Below are 23745 nucleotides of genomic sequence, written 5' to 3'. Positions count from 1 at the left end.
AAAGTAGGTTGTCTGCGGCCCATTTTTCCTGATTTGCTTATAACTAAAGATAATCAATTCTGAAAAAATAAACAACACTATATACGCAAAAAAAGAGACTGCCCTTTTGAGACAGCCTCTTTATTGGCATTGTCAAAAAATGTGCCGCGGCAATAATCCGTTCCTGCAGGGATAGAAATTAGTTGGCCGAGTACTTTATTATTTTACTGTCATCCAAATTGAACTGCGCTTTTACGGCTTCATAATTGCTGTAATCAACTTCTGCGCTTTTTCTTGCTGTAAAGTCAGATGGGATGACAACGATACGGAAAGTTTGGTTTTGAGTATATCTGTTTGGAAGTGTCGCAAGATTAAAGTTTGCATCTTCTGCTTCAAGAAATACACTGAAATCTATCGGAGAATAGTCGAACTTGTATTGTACACCTCGCACATCCAAAATCGACTGAGGCATCAAACGCCATACGGGAGTTTGAGAATCAATTGTTTCCCAAAGAACGTAAACGAGTACTGCGTCAGATTCCAAAACCTTAACTTTTGTTACATCCGTAAATTTCAGCGTTAGGGCAAATTTATTAGCCGTATTGAAATTTACTTTCTCTACTTCAATGGTGGTTCCTACAACGTTGACGCCATCTGCACCGGGGGCGCCGTCGTCTCCTTTACAGCCTGCAAAAAGAACCGAAATGATAAGCAGCAGGGGAATGAGTTTTTTCATCATGAGTATATTGGCTATGTGATTTTTACTGGTTACAAACGTATGGTATGTTTTTTAATTGCCCTAATAAATTTAGACCGTTAACTTTTCATTTACAAAATAAATTAACCGGGAATGTTCATCAGGCTCTATATCTGGGAGATACTGATCCTGTAAATCATTAATGATTAATTAATTTGCAATGATTAGAGTAAGATGTTATTTTTCAGTCTTGTAATATTAAAGCAATTCATTACTTCAAAAATAAGCAAAGATATGATCAATCGCAGAGCCAATGCCGTTTGGAAAGGTACAGGAAAAGAGGGTGTCGGGGTGATGAGTACACAAAGTACTGTCCTTGACAATACACAGTATTCTTTCAATACACGTTTTGCAGAAGGAAAAGGAACAAATCCCGAGGAATTGGTTGCGGCTGCTCACGCAGGATGTTTTGCCATGCAGCTGAGCTTTCTTTTAAATGAGGCCGGTTTTACAGCAGACGAACTGAATGTTTCTGCCGTGATCACGCTTGATCCTTCTCAGGGTGCAATTACCAAAAGCGCGCTGGTATTAAAGGGTAAAGTGCCTTCGATTACTGCGGAGCAGTTTGACGAAATAGCACACGCAGCGAAAGAAAAATGCCCTATTTCTAAACTGTTGAATGCGGAGAAAACTTTGGAAGTTGAGCTGGTCGCTTAATTTGATCAAAATTTCATAAAAATACCGGATTGAAAGTGTGTAAAACTTTCGGTCCGGTATTTTTTATATAAAGTAGTTGATTAAGCTTACATACCATCCCTTCGGGATTACCTATAAGTTTGAACAACGTCAATAAAAAGTATATTTAAAAGCTCATATCATCGGCACTCGGACCGTAACTGCCCGGTATCGGCACATCTAAAAGTCTTAGAAATACACCCATCTGTGCCCTGTGGTGTACGATCTGGCAGTACGTCATGCGGATAACCTCTGCTTTTGAGGTGTTACTGTAAATTTCCTCACCGTTTCGTAACGTCCAGAGATCATCCAGTTGCTCTTCCAGGGCGCCTTGTAAGGATTCTTTTGCCTCTGAAAGAGTTTTTTCAAAATACTCAAGCAACGCAGGAGTATCCGCAATAACCTCAGATTTGTATGGATTGCTAGCAAAATCAAGTTCATCAGTTGTCAGGGTCATAGGTATCCAGGATGGTAATTCGGCAATGTGCGTGGCCAGTTGCTGCACGGTCATGCTTTTCGGGTGTGGCCGCCAGTCGTAGTGGTCGCTTGGTATTCTGGACAGCATCTTTCGTGTGGTTTGTGCTTCGAGTTCCATTTCTTTCAACAAAATCGGGATCAGTTTCATAGTTTCTTTTTTTTAGTGACGATGCAAATCAAGCATGGTCTAGTGACAACCCTATGTCAGTTGGTTTGAAAAAATTTTAGAAAAGTAAATAAACTACATGGCTTGTAATGGTTACACTACATAATATTTGTGTCTGTCAAAATACTTTATAAGTACAATTGCAATACCTTCTACGAAACGGTTTTTTTGATCTTTTTTCATTAGAAAACAGTGTTTTTTAATCATATGCAAGTGTATATTTGTCGTGTGTAAATCATTACATGTAAGTAGTTTGTGATTTGTAGAAGTGTTTTCCTGAAAATAATTGTCTGTTTAGAACTAATAATTTCAGGTGTAAGATTTTTTCTACAAAATTGAAATAATACAATTTTAACCCATACTCTATGCAAGCTTTTTTTGAAAAATGTACACTTTGGTATTTAAGTTTTATTCTTATTTTTTCTTTTACGCAAATTTCAGCTCCGGCTTTCTCGCAATGTTCAGCGACTGTTGCCCTGACCGTTCCCAATTCATATTTCGGTCCGGGTTTTGTCGGTAATGGGAATTTTAATGCTATCATTTTTGGTGATCTTAATGCGCTGGGGGGAGATACAGAAGGAAGATTGGCCGTTGGGGGTAATTTTAATGCGCCAAACAGTTATAGCGTAGGATCTGCTCCCGAAGGACGCAGCACGACTCCCGGCACCGATAACCTTATTGTGAACGGAAACTTCACAAACAGGAATAACTGGGGAATGATCGGTAATTTTATTTACAACACGCTGAATGCAGGTTCGCAGCTGCCTACCCATCCCGCCGGAACAGGTGTAAACACGGGCGGTATAACGGGACGCCTTTCATTTACGAATCTTAAGACTTATTATGAAAACCTGTCTGCAACACTGGATGCGAAAACCACGACAGGAACGGTAGTTTATAATGTGTATGGAAATTACGTAGAGATCCTTCTGAAAGGTACGGATGCTGCAACCAATGTATTTTCGTTAACCATTCCGGATGGTAAAACTTTTGATCTTAAGTTTCAGAATATCCCGGTTACGTCCGAGGTGTTAATCAATGTGACCAATAAAATTGTAGGGATTAACGGTGGTTCTATCACAACCGGCGCTACTTACCGGGCTAAAACGGTATTCAATTTCCCGAAAGCCACCAGTATTTCATTGGCTAGTTATGCATTGGAAGGAGCTGTTTTGGCACCCTTTGCAAATCTGACGGGTTCTGGCGGCAATATTAACGGGCAAACCATTATTGGTGGTCATGTAGAGCAAACAAATGGTTTTGAGTTCCATAACTTTTGTTCTGCTTTTTTACCGCCTTCCACGACGCCACTTCCGGTAACATTAACTTCTTTCACTGTCAGTAATGAAGGAAATCAGGCTGTTTTAAACTGGGAAACGACACTTGAAACAAACAGCGACCGTTTTGAAATTCAGCATAGCACAGACGCGAAACAGTGGAATTTTGTTGGGACGGTTGTGTCAAAAGGCGAAAGCAAAGAGCTGGCCCATTACCAATTTGTGCATAGCAACCCTGTTAACGGAAAAAATTACTACCGTTTGAAAATGACAGATCTTGACGGGACTTATGCTTTCAGTCGTGTGCGCGATGTTTCCGTAAATGGTGTCGCGGCATTGGCAGTTTATCCGAACCCGGTTATCAACCAGGCAACGATCGCAACGCAGGATTGGAATAATGTGAAAGAAATTTATCTGATCAATGCAGCCGGGAAGCGCATGGCATTGTCAGCTTCTTCTGATAAAATTGATTTGTCGCAAGTAGGAGCGGGTATTTATGTTCTTCAGGTTAACCAGTTGAATGGGGCCACCAGCACTGCTAAAATTGTGAAGCAATAAAGAATTTACCTAATCTAAATTGAACCTGTTAATCAAACCGGGGTACGTAAAATCTGATTTTATGTGCCCCGGTTGATTTTTAATCTTCAAGGAACAATTCGCTGGCAATACGGTCGGCAAACAACTTGCCTGCCTGGGTAAGTAATATTGTTCCGTTATCTACATACAGCCAGCCTTTTTGCGTCATTTCCGACAGCTCAGCTCTGTTTTGTAATTCAAACTTACTGTTTGACATTTGGCTTAGTTTGGCAAGATCGCAGCCCCATTTGGTGCGGAGCCCGGTCAGTAAATATTCATTCGTCTGATCCGAGGATGTGAGAATTTCAATCGTTGCGGGAATATTGTTTTCCTGGATAGTGGCAAGATATTGCGCATTGCTGGAGACATTGTATTGTCTGCTGACCTGGTTATAGGAGTGTGCGCTTGGCCCAACGCCCAGGTAGGAGCGTTGTTTCCAGTACGAACTGTTATGCCGACTATACTGTCCGTTTCGTGCAAAGTTCGAAATCTCATATTGTTCGTAACCCTTGTCTGCTAAACCCGCGATCAGTATCTCAAACTGCTGTGCGGCAAATTCTTCGTCGATCGGCTTGATCTTTTTCTTCTTCAGCCAGCTGCCAAAAGCCGTCTGAGGCTCTATGGTAAGACAATATGCTGAAATATGTGATACATTCAGCTCAAAAGCCCGCTGCAAATCCTGTTCGAGAATACCGTGATCGGGTGCCGGAATGGCATAAATCAGGTCAATGGAAATATTATTGATACCTGCATCCTGCGCAAGTTTTACACAATTCCCGGCCTCAAACGAATCATGGACCCGGTTAAGGAATTTTAAATGAGGCTCATGAAATGACTGAATGCCGATGCTTAATCTGTTAATTCCTGCTGCGCTCAATTGCGCCAGTTTTTCTTTATTCAGGTCATCTGGATTGGCCTCCAGCGTAATTTCAGCACCCGGATCTACCTGGAAATGGGTGTTTATCGTTTCCAGTAGCAAAGAAAGCTCAGAGGCATCCAGTAAAGAGGGAGTGCCGCCGCCAAAATAAATGGTTTGCAATGCGTTTGTCTGCAAGTAGTCTTTTCTCAGAACAATCTCCTTTGCGATGGCCTCCACAATAGCACGTTTGTTTTTCGTATTGGTGCTAAAATGAAAGTCACAATAGTGACAGGCTTGCCTGCAAAAGGGAATATGGATGTAGAGATGCAATTTTTAATGGTTAATTGTAAACGATTCATTGTAAATGACGGCCTGGGAAAACAAGGAAAGGAAATCTGAATCAACGCCAAGCCAAGTCATAATTACAGCCAATAGGGGAATTAAGTTTCAACCTGCCATCATTTACCCCTAAGAACGAACCCTTAACAATTACTTCTTTCCCCATTCCCAGCCAACTTTCACACCCACCCACAGGTTCTTTTTGGGGGCGGAGTTGTAATAACGGCTTCCGAAAGCATTCAGATCGTAGCCTAAACTGTAAATGGCCGCGTTAACTTTTTCAGCAGATGCCGACAATTCACTGTAAAAATGATTTCCCCAGCTTTTTTTCCAGGAAGCACGGGCGGTGAATTGGTTGTATGGCGTGTTTTTAACTGTATTGGCGTCGTTCAGGTAGAGGGAGCTGCCGTGCTGATAAGTTGCATAAAGCGAGAAACCATATCTGAATAAGGCGTCAACGCCCGTTGTCTGGATAAAACGGGGAATGCCCGGAATCAGTTTACCACTTAAATCGACGTCCGCCTGCTGATAATTTTGATAGGAGTATTTTGTATAGGTTCCTGAATCCCAAATGCGTAACGCAACCGGAGATTTCGGGTTCGAAATAATATCATAACCCAGGTTCCATTCCAAACCAATTTGTTTGGTTTTTCCCGCATTGACAAAGAATTCCGAGCCGGCTTCATTCGATCTTCTGACGATGGTTTCCTTCAGGCCAAAATGATAAACATTAATTTCTGCGGTAACGCGGTTGCTTATTTTTCTAATGCCAATTTCTGTATTCATGCCGCGCTCTGCTTCCAGGTCCTTACGAAACCCACCTGCCGACGGACGAACTTCCTGCAAAGTAGGAGGGGAGAAACCGCTGCTGTACGAAGCCGTAACGGCCCAGGTTTTGGCGATAATCTTGTTAATAGCAACTCTTGGAACAAAAATTCCGTCGAAGGTTTTCTGCTCTTTGCTATAAGGAAGTGCGAAAAAACGCTCGTATTTATATTTTGAGGTATTATAGCTTAAACCTACGGTTGCCGTCAGGTCCTTGAAAAGTATCGCTTCCAGTTGGCTGAAAACGGTTAAATTGCTCGTGCGGACATCTTCCACCGTTTGTTGCTTGCCCGGCGTTCCTCCGTTATTATCATAGTTTCTCTGCGCCGATCGTGCGTATTGCCATTCAAAACCGGTTGTCCAGTTTGTTTTTACGTCGCCGATTTGCGAAATGTTTTTCCAGATATTTCTGCCGCCAATACCTTGCTCATCCCGTTTTTCGTAGTTGCTGATAAACGGGTTGGCGAAATCGTTTGTTGTTAAATATAAAGCCGTGCTTTGTGTCCAGTTGTCAGACAAGGCCAGCGAATAATTTCCACCCAAAAGTGCAAACTTGGTATAAATAGCCGCATGCTGGGCCTCGCTTCCCGGAACTGTCGGGGTAGACTGGCGCGCCAGTGTCGGATCTTTCTGATATTGGGCCAGATTTATGCCGCCCGGTGTTTGGTAAGACAGGTCGGAATACATGCCGAGCAGGGATAGCAGCCCTTTCTCTCCGATTTTAGCGTTTGACGAAAACCGGATTGCATCACGTTTCATGCCGCTTTGCTTGCGATATCCGTCCTGTTCCTGATGACCATACTGAATGGAAATATCGCCAATTTGTAACGTTGTATTTCTGCTTTGGTAGCCATATTTGCCATACCCAACACTTTGTTCTACCCGGTTCATTGCCGGATTATCGGTGCGGCTTTGCATTAAAACAACCCCGCCCGTTCCTGCTCCGTACAAGCTGCTTCCCGGGCCTTTGATCACTTCCATGCTTTGTACGGCACCGAAGTCAAGAGAATTCAATGGCGTATTGCCACCCGCATCGGTAAAAGGGATGCCGTTCCAGTAAAACTTAACATTGCGTATGCCGAAAGGTGATCTGATTAAACTGCCGCGAACAGAAAACCGGTAACTGCCCGGAGATCTTTCCTCCATTCTTACACCGGGAATGGCATTTACGGCGTTCGTCCAGGTGGTGGCGGAAAATCGTTCTATGGATTTTGGCGTCAGTAAGCCGACTGTTGCCGTGGTTGATAACCGGTTTGTTTTTGTCTCAAAAGCGTTGACCGTAATTTCATCAAGCTGATTGGTTTTCAGGGAGTCGCTTTGCAGACCGGACTGGCCAAAACTTTCAAAAACAACCAGACATGTTAAAGCAGAAAAGGATAAATTTCGAAGCATACTTTTTGGAATAGGAATATAGGACAAAGCTCTCTATAAATGAGGATACAAGCAAGTTGGAAATAACTCTGAAAGGTAGTTATGTTTCATTTTATACTATCACAGCAATGAAATGGTAACGAATGAATGCACATCAAGCCTGAAAATGGCTTTACTGCGTACTAATTTCCACAGTGTTACCGCGGAACGACGGGGATAATCCCTGGTTTGATATTTTCTGCTATTTGGAAAACTGAATGCAACTAATTTCAAATTATTAATTTAAACACAAGAAAAATGAAAAAGATAACCTGGCTTGTGGCATCCATGCTCACACTTGGAATGTTGACTTTTAGCAGTTGTTCAGACAAAACAAAGGATTCGGCAAAAGATACCGTTGAGGGAGCGAAAGAGGATGCAGAGGAGGCTCTGGATAAAACAAAAGACGATTTGAAAGACGCCGGCGACGATTTTAAAGCCAAACTTAACGAGGATAAGGAGGCGTTAAAAACCGAGATTGATGGCGCAATTGGTAATTTGGATAAGAAAATAGAAGAAGCCGACGCGAAAATGGACAAGGCAACAGCCAAGGAAAAGGATAAATGGAAAGAGCGCAAAAAAGAACTTCAAAAAGAAAAGGAAGACCTGAAAGTTTCTCTAAATAAATTACAGGCCGAGACGGACGAAAAGTGGGATAATTTCAAATCGGATACCAGAACTAAGATTGATAAAATCAAAGCGGATTTGAATAATTAAGTATAAATAGCTGAATGCAGCATGTAAAAGCGGATGCCGGTTTGGTTATCCGCTTTTATGTTTTCTATCGCAAGGGCAGGTGGATTTCCGTCATCATGCAGCGCGCCGAGCCACCGCCGTTTCCTTCTATTACGGAAAGATCTGTATGGATGATTCTGGCATAATCCTGTAAAGAATTTCTTTGGGTTTCTGTTAGCGAGTCAAAAGCCTGCGTTGACATCATTAAAAACTTGTCTCCCTTCAGATTACGGACCATCAGCATATTACCTGCAAACTGCCTGACCTGTTCCAGCGATATTTCAACAATGTACTTATTGGTCTCTTCCAGAACGGCTCTGACCATCTGGCGTTCATCAGGATTTTTTATTGCTTCAAGACAGACAATCGCAAAAATATCGCCAACGCACATCAGGACATTGGTGTGGTATATGGGTTTGTTATTTTCATCAGAAGCGGAAAAGGAGACAACTTCATAACCCAGGGCCTCCGCGAAAGCGTCAAGAACTTCCGGGTGTGTTCGTGGAGAAAGACAGGCATAGGCAATTTTATAGCGTCTGTCTAAAACCATGCTTCCGGTTCCTTCCAAAAACTTGCCTTCTTTTTCAAAATGCGTCAGATCGATTACTTCTTCAACCAGGAAATCTTTTTTCAGATTTTCGATGATATCAGGCCTGCGTTCGGCTCTCCTGTTTTCAGCCATCATAGGGTACAAAACCACTTTTCCGCTCTGATGGAACGAAACCCAGTTGTTGGAAAAAACTGCGTCCGGCCGGTAAACCGCGTCGTCATCATCAAAAATATGCAGGTCAAGGCCGGTCATCTGAAGCTGGGAAATCATCAGATCGAATTCCTCTCTGGCTTTTTCCTGCACAATCTCGTTCGTTTTATCGGCAAATTCCTTTTGCTGAAACTCATTGCTTCCGGCAGTTTCTGTGTTGAAACCAAACTGCACCGGGCGGATCATCATAATCCGTGCCGTGGATTGCGGCTGGGTGTGGGTGGAAGTGGATATCGTGCGCATAGGAGTAAATGATTTCTGTGTTGGAAGTACATGCAATTTACAACTGAATTGGTCGGATTGCAACGGCCTTTCAATCTCTTAATATAGGCATGCTCATACAATGTGATCCCCCGCGGGCTCTGGAAAGTTCTGCGGAAGGCAGTGTAATAAAAGTATTGGTTAATGTGTCGGGAGAAAGCTCATCTGCTTCAAATTTGGCGATCAGATCCTTTGCTTTGATAACCCGAAACCCTTTCTTACGAAAGGCATCCAGCGTTTTATCGTTCCTGTCATAACCGATCACCACCCCATCTTTTACCGCCAGCAAATTACAGGAATCCGTCCATTGTTCCCGTTCACCATAAGGAAACTGGTTATTCCCCGAGTAAATAAACTGCACCTCTTCATTACAGCCAAGGTCATTCCGGCTGATATCGGCCAGCAGGTCTTCGAGATTTTCTATTTCAATCGGTTTATGTTCCAGTCCCTTAATAAATTGAAGGATCTGAAATTCTGGATTGCTTTCTTTTGGGGCAAAAAAGTGCAGGACATCTTTCTTTTTCGCTTCGTCGCCGAGGCGTCCCAGGCTGTTGAGCAGTACCCAGATATTCTTTTTTACCTGTGTGAAAATGGTGTCAATGTGCATGTAATCCCGTTTCTTCGGGATTTTGATAATCGTGATGGTGTCAACAATATTTTTCTCAAACAAAATTTTCATCACCTGTTGGGCTGCATAAAGCGTCGTGCGCTCGCTGCATCCGATCAGCAAATGTTTTGGTGAAACCATCATTACGTCCCCGCCTTCAAGCGTGCAGCGGTGGTAATCGCTCGCTTTTTCATCATCGGGAAGTAAAAAATGCCGTTCATTTTCAGGGATTTCAATGATGTTATCCTTCAATTTGGCAAACATCGGATGATGGAAGAAAACAAACTGCGCTAAAATGGATTCCCGCGTACGCGCTGATTTTGCCGGTTTGTTAAGCAAAATATGGTCATTGATCACAATACCGATATCACGCATGAAAATCAGGTTGGGCAATGGCGCAAACAACATGCGTTTGTTCGAAAGAGAGCCGGAAATGAAAATTTTTGCCAGCTCATTCGGGTCAAAACCATTTAATTCATTTTGTGTGGCATAAGAACATCGTTCAATACCACAAATGGCTGCGGTGAGTTTTATCCTGATATTTTCGTCCTGCAAAATTTCTCCCAGCAGTTTTTGGATATCAACAACGCGGTCCGAGTTAAAATAATTATCCGAACCCGGAATATAAAATGAGCGGGTGGTATCTGCATCAATTTCTTTTAATTTCCCCTTGATCTTTTCCGGATCAAGGAAGTACAGAAGCAGTTTTACATAAAAATCGTATTCATCCTTACGCATGGTGTCCAGGTGGACGATATCTTCAAAAAGCCAGTCCTGTGCCTTGGAAGGGACTACTTTGCCAAGTCCGCGGTCGGGACTGTGAATCAGCAGCCTTCTTAATGTGCCTACTTCAGAGGAAACGTGGATCGCTGAGGAAAGTAATTTATTTGTTTTCATATGCTGTAAAACTAAGAACTCCGGTCGCAAAGTAATGCGGATATTTCATAATAAAGTGATTTGTTAACAGCTTTATCTGCTTTAATAAAAAGCGCTGTTTCAAATTATCGGGATTTATGGAACATACCTGTCGGGAAAAAGGTTGTTAATGATGTATTAGCAGAATGTTCGGTTTGCACGGGGAGGTTATTTTCATATACGACCAAAGCTTACTACTTTTGCGGTAAATTACCACGAACTACATATACAAGTATAAATTTAGTTATGCTCTCAATTAATGGATTACGCGCCTCAATCGAAGGCAAAGAAATACTAAAAGGCATCAATCTGGAAGTGAAACCAGGTGAGGTTCATGCCATCATGGGGCCAAACGGATCGGGAAAAAGCACTTTGGCATCTGTTTTAGCAGGAAGAGAAGAGTATGAGGTTACAGGAGGAAATGTAATTTTTCAAGGAAAAGAGTTATTGGAACTTGCAGCCGAAGAAAGAGCGGCAGAAGGAATTTTCCTTGCATTCCAGTATCCGGTTGAAATTCCTGGTGTAACGACCATCAATTTCCTTAAAACGGCTGTTAACGAAATTCGTAAATATAACGGCGAAGAGCCTTTGGACGCTGCTCGTTTCCTTAAAATGGTACGTGAAAAAGCTAAATTGGTAAGGATGAATGATTCTTTGCTGAAGCGTGCCTTGAATGAAGGTTTTTCGGGTGGAGAGAAAAAACGTAACGAAATATTCCAGATGGCGGTTCTTGAACCGAAACTGGCTATTTTGGACGAAACGGACTCGGGGCTTGATATTGATGCGTTGCGTATTGTAGCAGAAGGCGTTAACTCACTTCGCTCTCCTGAGCGTGCGACCATCGTCGTTACGCATTACCAGCGTCTTTTGGATTATATCGTTCCAGATTTTGTGCACGTACTTTACAAAGGAAGAATCGTTAAATCCGGTCCGAAAGAATTGGCATTTGAATTGGAAGAAAAAGGTTATGACTGGATCAAGGCTGAGGTAGAAGCTGAGGAAGTAAACCAATAGTCTGTCATTTTTAACTTTCAGGTTATTGTTGGATTAATCGCCAACGGTTAATCAAGTAACATCACTTTCAATACCAAAAAAAGGAATGAGTACCGAAACCATAGATTTAAAAACGAAGTTAATCACTGATTTTCACGCACGGGAATCCGTGATGAATGGTGAGGCCAGGTCGGCTTTTTATCAGAAAAAACGTGCTGCGCTTGCTCAATTCGATGAATTGGGATTTCCAACACCTAAAAACGAGGAGTGGAAATACAGCAACGTACGCGATCTGATCAGTGCTTCTTATAATTTCAATACAAGCGATACGCTGTCGGCAGAAGATCTGATCGATCTTAAAATGCCGGAGCAGGCTGCCAATATTCTGTATTTTGTAAACGGCCACTACAACGCCGAATTATCTAAAATGGCCTCGTCTTCGGATCAGATCATTATCGATTCTTTACAAAATGCTTATAAAAAGAATCCTGAGCTTGTCAATTCATATTTTGATGAACTGGTAAAGGATGATAATGATGCTTTTACATCGTTAAACACGGCCTTCGCACATGATGGTGTGTTTATCCATGTGCCGGATAATCAGACAGTTGAACATCCGGTTATCCTGCGTTTTGTGAGTGATGCCCGTAAAGAAAACATTGGCAGCCAGCCCCGCAATATTATTGCGGTTGGCAAAAATGCACATGTGAAAATTGCGGAAGCTTTCAGGACAATCGGTGAGGAGCGGTCATTTACCAATGTGGTTACAGAAATCAATGTGGGTGAAGAAGCGGGCGTGGAATATTATAAAGTGCAGAATGAAAGTGAAAATGCCTATCATATCGGAACCACACAGGTGCGTATGCTGGACAGATCACATTTTTATGCGGCCACAGTTACTTTGAATGGAAAGTTTACGAGAAATAATCTGAACATTGTGATTGACGGGGAACGTTGTGAAGCGCATATGTATGGCCTTTACTTCCCGGATGGAACGCAGCATGTGGATAACCACACCGTTGCGGATCACCGTAAACCGAATTCCGAGAGTAACGAGTTGTACAAAGGGATTTTGCGCGACAAGTCGAAAGGAGTTTTCAACGGCAAAATATTTGTTCGTCCCGACGCTCAGAAAACCAACGCATTCCAGTCTTGCAAGAACATCGTTTTGTCTCCCGAGGCAACCATGAATACGAAACCTCAGCTTGAAATTTATGCTGATGACGTGAAATGTTCACACGGAACGACAACGGGGCAAATCGACGAGGAAGCATTGTTCTACATGCGTTCACGCGGAATTTCTAAACCAGAAGCCATGTCATTGTTGATGTTTGCTTTTTGTGCCGATGTGGTTTCGCAAATTAAGATTGATTCAATTCGTGAATATCTTGAAAATGTAATTGCAGAGAAGCTTTCTGAAAAGTAGTTTCCCGTTCTGTTTTACAATATATTTTTTTGTAATGCCCAACCTTCTCTTCAATTGGGTTGGGCATTTTTCTAAATACCGGTATAATGACTAATTTCCCAGATATCGCGTCCATCCGTAATGATTTTCCTATTCTTAATGAGGTAATTGGTGGAAAACAACTTGTGTATTTTGATAACGCCGCAACAACTCAAAAACCTCGTATTGTACTGGATGCGTTGTCGGGTTATTACGAACATTACAATGCCAACATTCACCGTGGCATTCATCATTTAGCTGAAAAAGCAACGGCTGCTTTTGAAGATTCCCGCCGCCGTGTTCAAAAATTTATCAATGCCCCTTTGGCCGAAGAGGTAATTTTTACCTACGGAACAACCGACAGCATTAACCTCGTCGCGCAGACATACGGGCGTAAATTTTTGAAGGAAGGTGATGAAATTATCATTACCACGATGGAACATCACTCCAATATTGTTCCCTGGCAAATGCTTTGTGAAGAAAAAGGTTGTGTTTTGAGAGTGATCCCGATTAATGATGAGGGCGAACTTTTGATGGATGCTTATGAAAAAATGCTTTCAGAAAAAACAAAACTCGTTTCTGTTGTGCATGCTTCCAATGCTTTGGGGACGATCAATCCGGTTGCAGAGATTATTAAAAAGGCACATCAGTTTGGTGCAAAAGTGTTGCTGGACGGTGCGCAGGCGAGTTCACATTTAACGCTGGATGTTCAGGTACTTGACTGTGATTTTTACGCATTGTCGCTGCACAAGATTTACGGCCCGACCGGTATGGGGATTTTGTACGGTAAAAAAGAGCTGCTTGACGCCATGCCTCCTTACCGTGGGGGCGGAGAAATGATCAAGGAGGTAACGTTTGAAAAAACGACCTACAACGAATTACCTTATAAATTCGAAGCAGGAACGCCCAATATTGCGGATGTGGTTGCGGCTAAGTATGCATTGGATTACGTGGATACACTGGGCAAAGAAAATATCGCGAAATACGAACATAGCCTGCTTACATACGCAACCGATGCCGTCAGAGAAATCCCGGGATTAAGAATTATCGGTCAGGCAAAGGAAAAAGTAAGCGTTTTATCCTTTGTTATTGAAGGTGTCCATCACCAGGACATCGCGGTTTTGCTGGACAATCAGGGAATAGCGGTTCGAACAGGCCATCATTGCACGCAGCCGTTGATGCAGCGCCTGGGCATACTAGGAACCAGTCGCGCCTCTTTTGCTGTTTATAATACGGTTGAGGAAATTGACAGTCTGATTAAAGGGCTTCATAAGGTGAAGAAAATGTTGGGGTGATCATAATCGCGTGCTGATTATTTGTATATTTCACAAGCTCAAACTATTTAAATATTGATAAGATGGAAACTATTCCTAAAAATATATTGATAGAGTCGCTTGAAGGGATGCCGGATAATTTGGAAGTCGAGCAGGTTATAGAGCAGGTTATCCTATTGTCGAAAATTGAGCGATCAAGAAGACAGATTGATAACGGAGACTTTCAAAATCACGAAGATGTGAAAAACGCCTACAAAAAATGGCTCGAATAGTTTGGTCTAACGAAGCCAGGCAAGATTTGGATGCGATTTTTTTTCGATTGAATTCAGAATCTTTATCATATTCTCAAAAATGGATCAACGAAATTTTCAATAAGATTGAGCTCCTTGAGAAATTTCCAAATATGGGTCGAAAGGTACCTGAAATAAAAATAAACAGTATCAGAGAAATTTTTGCAGGTCGGTACCGTGTTATATACAATATTTGCAAAGACGGGACTGTCGAGATTATGGCAATCAGACATTTATCTCAGCCATTATCAGAATTTTAATTATGACAATTAAGGAAGCACAAGACGAACTAATCGAGGATTTTGAATTGTTTGATGATTGGGAAAGCAAGTACGAGTACATCATTGATCTCGGAAAACAGTTCCCTCCTTTGGAAGAACAATACAAAACCGAAGAAAATATAATTAAGGGTTGCCAGTCCAGAGTATGGTTAAATGCGTACATGGATGGTGATCTTTTAAAATTTGAAGCAGATAGTGACGCCATCATCGTGAGAGGTTTGGTGAGTATGCTGGTGAAAGTTTTATCTGGCCATACGCCTGAGGAAATCGCGACATCGGAGCTTTATTTTATGGAAAGAATCGGTTTGCATCAGCATTTGGCACAAACCAGATCCAATGGATTGGCATCCATGCTGAAACAAATGAGAACGTACGGGCTGGCTTATCAGGCTACAAACTAAAAAAATATTAAAAGTGAAAAACTAAGACTCTTCACTTCATGTTATAACCAGAAAAAGAAATGACTGAATCAGAATTGCGTGAAGAAGTTGTCAAAGCGATTAAAACGGTTTATGATCCGGAGATTCCGGTTGACGTTTATGAGCTTGGCCTGATATATGATTTAAAAATATTCCCGGTAAACAATGTTTTTGTTTCCATGACCCTTACCTCGCCTTCGTGTCCGTCTGCGGGTACTTTGCCGGGGGAGGTTGAACAAAAAATCAGGGAAGTTGAAGGCGTGAATGACGTAAGTATCGAACTTACTTTTGACCCGCCTTATACAACAGAAATGATGTCCGAGGAAGCGAAACTTGAACTTGGATTTATGTAAGTTTAGCTGTTGGCTATTCGCTTTTAGCGATTCGCTTCCGGTTCGAATTCATTACAGAAAATTTTATAATACCAATATAAGCTAAACGCCTAACCGCTAATAGCTAACAGCTAATCAAATTGTAACTTTAAACATTAAAAAAATATGTATCCCCCACAATTAGTAGCGCCTATGAAGGCGGAGTTGACTAATGTCGGTTTTCAGGATTTGACAACTGCTGCTGAGGTAGACAACTTCATGCAGAATATGAAAGGTACTGCCTTGGTCGTGATCAATTCAGTATGCGGTTGCGCGGCTGGTGCGGCACGTCCGGGTGTAAGAGCTTCTTTGGAGCGCAGTGAAGTTAAACCTGATCAATTGGCGACGGTTTTTGCCGGTTTTGATTTGGAAGCTGTGTCCAAAATGCGCGAGTATACTTTGCCTTATCCTCCATCATCGCCTGCAGTGGCACTTTTCAAAGATGGTGAGTTGATCCATTTCGTAGAACGTCATCACATCGAAGGCCGTTCAGCAGAAATGATTGCGCAGCACTTACAAATGGCTTACGAGGAATTTTGCGGCGAAGAAGCTTAATCAGTTTCTTTTATAATATTTTAAACGGCTACTTTCAAAATCAATCGAAAGTAGCCGTCTGTTTTTTGTAGATTTATTTTCAAATCTGAATTTTATGCGGGGACATCGTTTCACCAAATTTATACCAGCAGAGCAAACCGGAAATAATAAGTTTGATCAGCTTTTCGATATTTTTCAGCAGCTTCTGCTGATGACATCGGGTGACGTGAGCGAGGCTATGTCGTGGTTAAGTGAACTTGACAGGCAGTATAACCTGACCAATGATTCTTACGGGATCGGTGATTTTTTCGATGATTTGAAGAAAAAAGGATATATCACCGAAGAAAAACGTGAGGGAGATGGTAAGCTGATCATGACACCCAAAGCCGAAAAAAGTATCCGTAAGAGTGCATTGGACGAGATTTTTGGAAAGTTGAAAAGATCGAAATCGGGAGGGAATCATCATACGCCGTACATGGGAGCGGGTGATGAGCTGAGCAGTGATATCCGCCAGTTTCAATTTGGAGATACGCTGGATCAGATTGCGATGACTGAATCAATAAAAAATGCGCAGGTCAATCACGGAATCGGTGATTTTATGCTGTTGGAAAATGATCTTGAGGTCGTGGAACGTGAGCAGAAAACCACGACGGCTACCGTTGTCATGATCGACATCAGTCATTCGATGATTTTGTACGGAGAGGACAGGATTACACCGGCGAAAAAAGTGGCCCTGGCTCTTGCTGAACTTATCAGGTCAAAGTATCCGAAAGATTCTCTTGATATTATTGTTTTTGGAAATGACGCCTGGCAGATTCAGCTGAAAGATCTTCCTTATCTGGACGTGGGGCCTTATCATACCAATACGGTCGCCGGTCTTGAACTGGCTATGGATATTTTACGCCGCAAGAAAACCCGCAACAAGCAGATTTTTATGATCACCGATGGTAAACCTACTTGTTTGAAAGAAGGGATTAAATACTACAAAAACAGCTTCGGACTGGACCGTAAGATTGTCAGTAAAACGCTGACCCTGGCTGCGCAATGCCGCCGCCTGGAAATTCCGGTCACTACTTTTATGATCGCTACGGATCCCTATCTGAAACAGTTTGTGCAGAATTTTACGAAGGTCAACAATGGCCGGGCTTATTATAGCAATCTTCAGGGATTGGGCGGATTTGTGCTCGAAGATTTCCAAAGAAACCGCAGAAAGAATATGAAATAACCGGTTGGACCGCATAGGTTGGACCGCACAGGCCGCAACCGGTTACTTTTTTATTTTTTACCTACTGAAATCATATTGGCGAAAAGGCGGTATGCGCCTGTAACACCTGCGGGCAGTTCGCGGAAGAATGAAAGTCCTGTATAAATATAATGCCCTTTGCCGTATTTAGCATACAATACACTTCCTTCTTTCAGGCTTTCGTCGGTGTCGTTGCTTGAAAAAATCGCTTCATAATTTGTTTTATCCCAGTCGCTGGCAAAGTATAAACCACGCTCCTGAATCCAGCCGTTGAAATCTTTCTGAGTTATTTTATTGGGATAGTTAAGCAGCACGTTATCTGGTTTTAGGAACCGGATTTCTGCATCCTCTTCCGCAACCCGATCATGACTCAACTGAATCGGATAGGGGCCGACCTGTTTCACCAGTAAGCGCGCAGGAATTGTATACTGCACCACCATAGTCCCGCCATTTTTTACATAATCCATCAGTTTTTCCTGATAATAGGTCAGGCGGCTTTCCGTGTTGTATGCGCGTATCCCCACAATAATGGCTTCATATTCGCTTAAATCCTTGGAGAGTGCAGCTTCGTTTAACATCGTCACGGTACAACCCATCTGCCTCAAAGCCATCGGGACGTCATCGCCGGCTCCGGCGATATAGCCAATTTTTGTCACCGTTGTTTTTACATCCAGCTTGGCGAGTTTTGCTTCCGAGGGCGGAAATAATGTCTGGCTTGGAATATGGCGGTAGCTGATCGTCTTAATCGCCCTGTCATAGTTTTTCCCGTTGACCGTTGCCACGGATCTAACAACCGCTTCTTCGTTTTTCGCCGGAGGTGTTATGGTGAAGGCGTAGGTTTGTTCCTGATATTTGTCGGCCATATCAAAATTGACGCTCGCTGGTTCTGATTTCCATCCTTTGGGCAGATCAAGTTTTAAAACTCCCTTAACCTGCTTTTTCTGTGCTTCCACCATCACACTTATTACTTTGGGTGTTGCATCGGCAAAAATGAAAACAGGCTCATTAATATTGGTCGTTACAGTCGGACGGATTTCGAACGGTCGATAAATTTCACCACTGGCCGGATCCGTGAATTTGTAAGCCCAGGCGCGGGAATAAGTGAATTTCTGCCCGTCTATTTCAAAGACAAAAACGGTATTTGTTTCCGGTCTGTTTTCCGGATAACCAATGTTAAGCTGGTTGTCGATCTGAAAAATACCTTTGTCGATCGGTTTTTCCAGCCAGTACGGCTGCGTGATTTTCAGGTTTTCCGGTAAATGCGCTTTGATAGCAAAAGCATTCATTTCGTTTGAACCCAGACTCAGGTTCATAACACTGTCCGATTTAACACCCGTCCAGTTTAAAGAAGTCAGTTTTACAGGATATTCGGAGCGTTTCACCACGGATATTCTGATATCGGCCAGATCCCCTGCCACAGCAGAAAAGTCGCCCGGGTTTGTTTCAAAGAACAGACCGACACACTGTACGAGCAAATCACAGATTTCCTGTTTTTTCGCTTTTACATAAATGTTAGCCGTATCCAGCTTATTGAGTTCCTGATTAATTTTCAAAAGCGCGGGTACCGAAGATGATGGGTTTCCTATTTGATAATTCTTTATTGCATCCGTGACAAGCTTCTGCACTTTTTGACTGCCCGAAACCCGGTTCCAGGTAATATCCACGTCATCGAAAAGACTGTTTTTGGCCGGGACACCTTCTTTATGCAGGAAAAAATCAACGCGCTCGCCACGGACCGGTGAGCTTCCAAATCCCTGACTTTTATGCTGGCTACGGCTCTCAGCGGCAATTTCAGTATATGATTTTCCGAGTATTGGGTTATAGCCCCCAATTTCCGCCGAGATAAATGGATTTTTCTCACCTTCCGGTTTTTTGTTGGTAAAACCGGGTGTGAAGGTATTCCAGACCAGACGTTTGGCCTGCCATGGTTTTACATATTTCAGTTGTTCAGGATAGGCGTTGACATCGGCGGCCAGTTTGAAAGCTTCTTCGCCCATATAAGCCGAAGTCTGATGATGCCCGTGGCCTGCCCGTGGATCAGGCGGAAAGCGTGTGATAATGACATCGGGCTGAAACTTACGGATCATCCAGACCACATCACCCAAAACTTTTTTCTGGTCCCAGAAATTTAAAGTTTCGTTACGTGTTTTGGAATACCCGAAATCGTAGGCACGGGAAAAAAATTGCTGGGCACCATCAATTTTACGCGCTCCGAGCAATTCCTGCGTTCTGATCACACCAATGTTATAACCCTGCTCGGCCCCAATCAAATTCTGACCGCCATCCCCACGGGTAAGCGAAAGGTAACCCGTCCGAACCAGCTGGTCTTTGGACATATACGAGAGCATCAGCGTATTTTCATCGTCGGGATGTGCGGCAATGTGCAGGACCGAACCAAGCACGTTTAATTTTTTAATACCCTGATAAATTTCACTGGAAGATAGGGTAGGAACCTGTGCGCGAATTTGAAAGGAAGTAATTAAAAATAAGAGAACGGTAATTTTTTTCATAGAATGTCAGTGGGCTTAGCTTTTCGGTTTCTTTCTACAATGTACGGGTAAGGACGTAATCTTCAAAGACCTCATAGTGAATCGATAGGGTTTCATGATTTTCATCTCTGACGATTACTTCAATCAAACCCTCGGCTTGCGGTTGAAATAAACTGCAAAAAATTTGATTTCGTACATCCAGCTCATGGGACGATACATATTTGAAAACAGATTCTTTACAGGACCACAAAATATTCAGCAGTACAAAGTCTGTCCTATCAACCCATATTTGCTCCTGATTGTTCAGGAAATAATCAATTCCTTTTTCGATATCCGGCTTTATTTTCTGGATGTCAACACCGGCTTTATTTTCTCTGCTCAGCAAAACCGCGGCATATTTTTCAGAGTGTGAAATGGATATGGCATAATCTCCGCTTTGCAGCAGTGGTTTTCCGTGTTCGTTGTAGAAAATTTCGGGGTGAGAGGGACTGATTTCCTTTATAAGGCACCGTGCGGCCAGCCACTCTCTCTGACGTTTTTCGCTTGTTTTTCGAGACAATATTTCTTTGTCTGCAGGCGAAAGATCAGCCAGGGAGTTTAGCTCCTGAAGGGATTCCGAGATTTTCCACAGCCCCAGAATCGAATCTCCGGACAATATCTTTTTGTATACTAAGCCCATTTAATTCGTAATTTTACGTGTTAATGCAAAAGAGACAAGGTTGCCCGTTTGGTAACGCTTATCTCCGAAATTATCATTCCAGCAAAATATATGTGGCCCAAAAATAGATTAACGCGTACCATTTTTAAGTTTCTCGGCATTACATTTCTACTGGCCGGTATAGCGTTCGGAATATTTATCTGGTGTGTAAAGTTACCCACGCCTGAGATAACAAGTACCAAAACCGTTGAAAGTTATAAGCGGATCCAGGTTGGTCCGAATCATTATAAAGTCGATCATTGCTGGCTAAAAAAGAATAAGAACGGGATTTGGGAAATGTATCTTGAAGGCACTCCCTATGAGCGCGGCCTGATTTACGGCATACTGGCAAAGGAGCTTATGGAAAAGCAGGAAGTACATTTTGTTGGCCAGATCAAGGAAATGATTCCCAATGCTTTTTTTCTTCAGGTATTAAAAGGTTTTGTGGCTTGGTTTAACAAAGACATTTACAAATATATCCAGGACGAAAATTTGCAGGAAATTTATGGCGTTTCCCAGTCATTTTCCGATCAGTTCAATTATATAGGTCCCAAATATTACAGGATTTTAAACTACCACGCAGCACATGACATCGGCCACGCGCTGACGGACCTTAACATGGTGGGCTGCACTTCCTTTGCGGTGAACAATTCCCTTTCATCAGATTCTACGCTGCTCATTGCCAGAAACTTTGATTTTTATATGGGTGATGCCTTTGCAGAGGATAAGTTAATTGTTTTCGTCAATCCCGATAAAGGATACAAATTTACATCGTATGCGTGGGCAGGCTTGACAGGCGTTGTTTCAGGCATGAATGAAAAAGGGATAACGGTAACGCTGAATGCGTCCAAATCGGATATTCCCTATGGCGCCAAGGAGCCTATTTCATTGCTGGCGAGGGAGATTTTGCAATATGCGGCCACGGTGGAAGAAGCCCATGCGATTGCCCGGAAGCGGGATACTTTCGTTTCTGAATCGTTGCTAATTGGCTCGGCGCAAGATAATAAGGCCGTGATTATTGAGAAATCACCGCAAAAAATGGACGTTTTTTCTTCGGGAAAAGATTATCTGGTTTGTGCGAATCATTACCAGGGACCTGCTTTTATCAGCGATTCTGTAAATATTAAAAATCTGGATGAAACGGATTCCAAAGCGCGCTTCGATCGGATGAATCAGCTTATGGGAAGAAATTATCCCATGGATGTACACAAAGCCGCGGATATTTTGCGGAACAAGGAAGGGCTGAATGATACATTTATTGGATACGGAAATGCCAAATCATTAAATCAGCTTATCGCGCATCACGGTGTTATTTTTAAACCTGCCGAGAAAAAAGTCTGGATTTCTACACCTCCATATCAGCTTGGTGCATTTATTTGTTACGACCTGAACGACGTTTTTAACCATAAAGAAACATTTCACGCGATTGATTCACTCGCGATCAAAGCCGATACTTTTTTGCTTTCACAGGATTATAAAAAGTTTGAGGCTTTTAAGGTTACGAAGCAAAAAATCCATAAATATGTGATGCTAGGCATACCTTATAAACTTTCACCTGCCGATGAATTTGCGATGGTGACCAATAATCCTGAAAGTTATGTAACTTATCTGGCGTTGGGGGATTATTATCGTAAGGAAAAGGATTTTGACAAGGCCATCGGTTATTATCAGGAATCATTGCAGCATGAAGTCTCTTCAAAAAATGAAATAAAGGCCATCAGAGCGAAAATAGATGCATGCAAAAAGGAAAAGTCGTAAAATGAAAATGTGGTCGGAAAGCTTATCAGTTTAAAAATCATCCCTGTTATGACAAAGGAAATTATCGAGTCGCAAAGCAAAAAGTTGGGTGCGATCCTTCAATATCTCAACAAGCATTCCGCTTACTATCAGCGTATTTTTAAAGAGAGCGGGATTGATATTACTACAATCCGGACGCCGGCAGATTTGACCTGGATCCCTTTCACAACAAAAGACGAGTTGGCACACTACAATGATGATTTCCTTTGTGTGCCCAAAAGCAAAATTTCTGATTTTGTGACCACTTCCGGGACGCTGAGTGATCCGGTTGCTTTTTACCTGACCGAAAAGGATGTGGATCGGCTGGCTGCCAACGAGGCGGAGGCTTTTCGTTGTGCCAATGGCTCGAAGGAAGATATTTATCAGTTGATGACAACCATCGACCGACGTTTTATGGCTGGTCTTGCTTATTGGATGGGTGCAAGAAAAATGGGTGCGGGCATGATTCGGGTAGGTCCGGGTGCGCCATTTTTGCAGTGGGAGTCTATTCAAAGATTCTCGCCAACGGTACTTATTGCCATTCCTTCGTTTATTCCAAGACTTTTAGAATACGCCGAAGCCAATGGAATTGATTATCGGGCATCGTCTGTGAAATCTATTTTGTGCATCGGAGAGCCGATCAGAAATCCTGATTTTACCTATAATGAATTGGGGAAAAGAATTACCAGCCAATGGGACGTAAAACTCTATTCGACCTACGCATCCACGGAAATGGGTGCGGCATTCACTGAGTGTCAGGAGGGAAAGGGAGGACATTTAAATCCTGACCTGTTGATCCTCGAAGTTGTCGATGAAAATGGAAATGTGGTGGGTGAGGGTGAAATGGGTGAAGTTGTCGTGACGACTTTGGGGGTGGAAGGCATGCCATTGCTGCGATATAAAACCGGAGACCTGTGTCATGTATATTATGCGCCTTGCGCCTGCGGAAGGCATTCAACGCGTTTGGGGCCGGTTGTGGGAAGGAAACAGCAGATGATTAAATTTAAGGGGACGACGATCTTTCCGCCCGCACTTTTTGATGTGCTGGATATGGTTCCGGAGATTGACTTGTATCAGGTTGTCGTCTCTAAAAATGAATTTGGAAACGATGAAATTACCATACTCCTGGCCATGAACCTGGAAGGCGCAGCATTCAAGGAAAAGCTACATTCGCTGTTCAAATCCCGGCTTCGGGTTAGTCCGGCTTTGCAGTTTATAACCACTCAAGAACTAAACCACCGAATATTTAAGCAGGAAAAAAGAAAACCTGAAAAGTTGATTTATCTTTGATCTACATTCAAAATAAATTAGTCAAT

The 23745-nt window shown here is 42.6% G+C and carries 22 protein-coding genes; 14 read left to right on the top strand and 8 right to left on the bottom strand.

Annotation, left to right across the window (positions count from 1 at the left end; genetic code table 11):
• Nucleotides 1-178: 178 nt before the first annotated feature.
• Nucleotides 179-718 (bottom strand): hypothetical protein, encoded by a 540-nt coding sequence (locus RB622_RS06730; RefSeq protein WP_308045781.1) that lies wholly within the window; start codon nt 716-718, stop codon nt 179-181.
• 252 nt (nt 719-970) lie between these two features.
• Between RB622_RS06730 and RB622_RS06725 the strand changes: the two genes are divergently transcribed.
• Nucleotides 971-1393 (top strand): OsmC family protein, encoded by a 423-nt coding sequence (locus tag RB622_RS06725; RefSeq protein WP_308045780.1) that lies wholly within the window; start codon nt 971-973, stop codon nt 1391-1393.
• A gap of 145 nt (nt 1394-1538) precedes the next feature.
• On the opposite strand, the gene RB622_RS06720 is transcribed toward RB622_RS06725, so the two are convergent.
• Nucleotides 1539-2036 carry a DinB family protein gene (locus RB622_RS06720; RefSeq protein WP_409021418.1) on the bottom strand — a complete coding sequence of 166 codons (498 nt, stop codon included), beginning with the start codon at nt 2034-2036 and terminating at the stop codon, nt 1539-1541.
• A 383-nt stretch (nt 2037-2419) separates the two neighbouring features.
• Between RB622_RS06720 and RB622_RS06715 the strand changes: the two genes are divergently transcribed.
• On the top strand, nt 2420-3889 hold the full coding sequence (locus RB622_RS06715; protein WP_308045778.1) for a choice-of-anchor A family protein: 1470 nt from the start codon (nt 2420-2422) through the stop codon (nt 3887-3889).
• Between the two features lie 79 nt (nt 3890-3968).
• Here the strand turns inward: RB622_RS06715 and hemW are convergent, their stop codons facing one another.
• Nucleotides 3969-5096 carry a radical SAM family heme chaperone HemW gene (gene hemW, locus RB622_RS06710; RefSeq protein ID WP_308045777.1) on the bottom strand — a complete coding sequence of 376 codons (1128 nt, stop codon included), beginning with the start codon at nt 5094-5096 and terminating at the stop codon, nt 3969-3971.
• A gap of 159 nt (nt 5097-5255) precedes the next feature.
• Complete coding sequence (locus RB622_RS06705) at nt 5256-7322, bottom strand: TonB-dependent receptor domain-containing protein (protein WP_308045776.1); 2067 nt, start codon at nt 7320-7322, stop codon at nt 5256-5258.
• A gap of 276 nt (nt 7323-7598) precedes the next feature.
• Between RB622_RS06705 and RB622_RS06700 the strand changes: the two genes are divergently transcribed.
• Nucleotides 7599-8057, top strand: a complete 459-nt coding sequence (locus RB622_RS06700) for a hypothetical protein (RefSeq protein WP_308045774.1) — start codon at nt 7599-7601, stop codon at nt 8055-8057.
• A 64-nt stretch (nt 8058-8121) separates the two neighbouring features.
• Here RB622_RS06700 and ctlX read toward each other — a convergent pair whose 3' ends face one another.
• Together ctlX and RB622_RS06690 are read right to left on the bottom strand one after the other, a co-directional pair.
• Entirely contained in the window at nt 8122-9078 is a 957-nt protein-coding gene (ctlX, locus tag RB622_RS06695; protein WP_308045773.1) for a citrulline utilization hydrolase CtlX, read from the bottom strand.
• Between the two features lie 70 nt (nt 9079-9148).
• A complete protein-coding gene (locus tag RB622_RS06690; protein WP_308045772.1) occupies nt 9149-10600 on the bottom strand; it encodes an arginine deiminase family protein in 1452 nt (483 codons plus the stop codon).
• Between the two features lie 264 nt (nt 10601-10864).
• On the opposite strand from RB622_RS06690, the gene sufC reads away from it, so the two are divergent.
• From sufC to RB622_RS06650, 9 genes are all read left to right on the top strand, one after another.
• Entirely contained in the window at nt 10865-11632 is a 768-nt protein-coding gene (gene sufC, locus RB622_RS06685; RefSeq protein WP_308045771.1) for a Fe-S cluster assembly ATPase SufC, read from the top strand.
• 85 nt (nt 11633-11717) lie between these two features.
• Nucleotides 11718-13037, top strand: coding sequence for a Fe-S cluster assembly protein SufD (sufD, locus tag RB622_RS06680; protein WP_308045770.1), 1320 nt, complete (start codon nt 11718-11720; stop codon nt 13035-13037).
• 86 nt (nt 13038-13123) lie between these two features.
• Nucleotides 13124-14350 (top strand): cysteine desulfurase, encoded by a 1227-nt coding sequence (locus RB622_RS06675; protein WP_308045769.1) that lies wholly within the window; start codon nt 13124-13126, stop codon nt 14348-14350.
• A 62-nt stretch (nt 14351-14412) separates the two neighbouring features.
• Entirely contained in the window at nt 14413-14601 is a 189-nt protein-coding gene (locus RB622_RS06670) for a hypothetical protein (protein ID WP_308045768.1), read from the top strand.
• Complete coding sequence (locus RB622_RS30305) at nt 14589-14879, top strand: type II toxin-antitoxin system RelE/ParE family toxin (protein ID WP_409021417.1); 291 nt, start codon at nt 14589-14591, stop codon at nt 14877-14879. Before RB622_RS06670 ends, RB622_RS30305 begins: the two co-directional genes overlap by 13 nt.
• Nucleotides 14880-14881: 2 nt before the next feature.
• Nucleotides 14882-15301: a SufE family protein gene (locus tag RB622_RS06665; protein ID WP_308045767.1), complete on the top strand. Its 420-nt coding sequence runs from the start codon at nt 14882-14884 to the stop codon at nt 15299-15301.
• A 59-nt stretch (nt 15302-15360) separates the two neighbouring features.
• Nucleotides 15361-15672, top strand: a complete 312-nt coding sequence (locus RB622_RS06660) for an SUF system Fe-S cluster assembly protein (protein ID WP_308045766.1) — start codon at nt 15361-15363, stop codon at nt 15670-15672.
• 144 nt (nt 15673-15816) lie between these two features.
• Nucleotides 15817-16245 (top strand): BrxA/BrxB family bacilliredoxin, encoded by a 429-nt coding sequence (locus tag RB622_RS06655; protein ID WP_308045765.1) that lies wholly within the window; start codon nt 15817-15819, stop codon nt 16243-16245.
• Nucleotides 16246-16339: 94 nt separating this feature from the next.
• Nucleotides 16340-17449 carry a VWA domain-containing protein gene (locus RB622_RS06650; RefSeq protein WP_308045764.1) on the top strand — a complete coding sequence of 370 codons (1110 nt, stop codon included), beginning with the start codon at nt 16340-16342 and terminating at the stop codon, nt 17447-17449.
• A 50-nt stretch (nt 17450-17499) separates the two neighbouring features.
• On the opposite strand, the gene RB622_RS06645 is transcribed toward RB622_RS06650, so the two are convergent.
• Nucleotides 17500-19977 (bottom strand): PIG-L family deacetylase, encoded by a 2478-nt coding sequence (locus RB622_RS06645; RefSeq protein WP_308045763.1) that lies wholly within the window; start codon nt 19975-19977, stop codon nt 17500-17502.
• A gap of 34 nt (nt 19978-20011) precedes the next feature.
• Nucleotides 20012-20635, bottom strand: a complete 624-nt coding sequence (locus RB622_RS06640; protein WP_308045762.1) for a 4'-phosphopantetheinyl transferase superfamily protein — start codon at nt 20633-20635, stop codon at nt 20012-20014.
• Between the two features lie 90 nt (nt 20636-20725).
• On the opposite strand from RB622_RS06640, the gene RB622_RS06635 reads away from it, so the two are divergent.
• Both RB622_RS06635 and RB622_RS06630 read left to right on the top strand, forming a co-directional pair.
• A complete protein-coding gene (locus RB622_RS06635) occupies nt 20726-22411 on the top strand; it encodes a C45 family autoproteolytic acyltransferase/hydolase (RefSeq protein WP_308045761.1) in 1686 nt (561 codons plus the stop codon).
• A 48-nt stretch (nt 22412-22459) separates the two neighbouring features.
• Nucleotides 22460-23719 carry an AMP-binding protein gene (locus RB622_RS06630; protein WP_308045760.1) on the top strand — a complete coding sequence of 420 codons (1260 nt, stop codon included), beginning with the start codon at nt 22460-22462 and terminating at the stop codon, nt 23717-23719.
• Nucleotides 23720-23745: the final 26 nt, after the last annotated feature.

Origin of the sequence: Dyadobacter sp. LHD-138, from assembly GCF_030929615.1 — a bacterium.
Classification (GTDB): domain Bacteria; phylum Bacteroidota; class Bacteroidia; order Cytophagales; family Spirosomataceae; genus Dyadobacter.
Note: the sequence above shows the minus strand (reverse complement) of the source record. Positions and strands in the feature narration are given on the sequence as shown.

Coding starts and splice junctions, on each gene's coding strand:
- RB622_RS06645 (WP_308045763.1), bottom strand. CDS start 19,977: ATGAAAAAAATTACCGTTCTCTTATTTTTAATTACTTCCTTTCAAATT.
- sufC (WP_308045771.1), top strand. CDS start 10,865: ATGCTCTCAATTAATGGATTACGCGCCTCAATCGAAGGCAAAGAAATA.
- RB622_RS06670 (WP_308045768.1), top strand. CDS start 14,413: ATGGAAACTATTCCTAAAAATATATTGATAGAGTCGCTTGAAGGGATG.
- RB622_RS06720 (WP_409021418.1), bottom strand. CDS start 2,036: ATGAAACTGATCCCGATTTTGTTGAAAGAAATGGAACTCGAAGCACAA.
- RB622_RS06690 (WP_308045772.1), bottom strand. CDS start 10,600: ATGAAAACAAATAAATTACTTTCCTCAGCGATCCACGTTTCCTCTGAA.
- sufD (WP_308045770.1), top strand. CDS start 11,718: ATGAGTACCGAAACCATAGATTTAAAAACGAAGTTAATCACTGATTTT.
- RB622_RS06715 (WP_308045778.1), top strand. CDS start 2,420: ATGCAAGCTTTTTTTGAAAAATGTACACTTTGGTATTTAAGTTTTATT.
- RB622_RS06655 (WP_308045765.1), top strand. CDS start 15,817: ATGTATCCCCCACAATTAGTAGCGCCTATGAAGGCGGAGTTGACTAAT.
- ctlX (WP_308045773.1), bottom strand. CDS start 9,078: ATGCGCACGATATCCACTTCCACCCACACCCAGCCGCAATCCACGGCA.
- RB622_RS30305 (WP_409021417.1), top strand. CDS start 14,589: ATGGCTCGAATAGTTTGGTCTAACGAAGCCAGGCAAGATTTGGATGCG.
- RB622_RS06700 (WP_308045774.1), top strand. CDS start 7,599: ATGAAAAAGATAACCTGGCTTGTGGCATCCATGCTCACACTTGGAATG.
- RB622_RS06675 (WP_308045769.1), top strand. CDS start 13,124: ATGACTAATTTCCCAGATATCGCGTCCATCCGTAATGATTTTCCTATT.
- RB622_RS06635 (WP_308045761.1), top strand. CDS start 20,726: ATGTGGCCCAAAAATAGATTAACGCGTACCATTTTTAAGTTTCTCGGC.
- RB622_RS06725 (WP_308045780.1), top strand. CDS start 971: ATGATCAATCGCAGAGCCAATGCCGTTTGGAAAGGTACAGGAAAAGAG.
- RB622_RS06660 (WP_308045766.1), top strand. CDS start 15,361: ATGACTGAATCAGAATTGCGTGAAGAAGTTGTCAAAGCGATTAAAACG.
- RB622_RS06705 (WP_308045776.1), bottom strand. CDS start 7,322: ATGCTTCGAAATTTATCCTTTTCTGCTTTAACATGTCTGGTTGTTTTT.
- RB622_RS06650 (WP_308045764.1), top strand. CDS start 16,340: ATGCGGGGACATCGTTTCACCAAATTTATACCAGCAGAGCAAACCGGA.
- RB622_RS06630 (WP_308045760.1), top strand. CDS start 22,460: ATGACAAAGGAAATTATCGAGTCGCAAAGCAAAAAGTTGGGTGCGATC.
- RB622_RS06665 (WP_308045767.1), top strand. CDS start 14,882: ATGACAATTAAGGAAGCACAAGACGAACTAATCGAGGATTTTGAATTG.
- RB622_RS06640 (WP_308045762.1), bottom strand. CDS start 20,635: ATGGGCTTAGTATACAAAAAGATATTGTCCGGAGATTCGATTCTGGGG.
- RB622_RS06730 (WP_308045781.1), bottom strand. CDS start 718: ATGATGAAAAAACTCATTCCCCTGCTGCTTATCATTTCGGTTCTTTTT.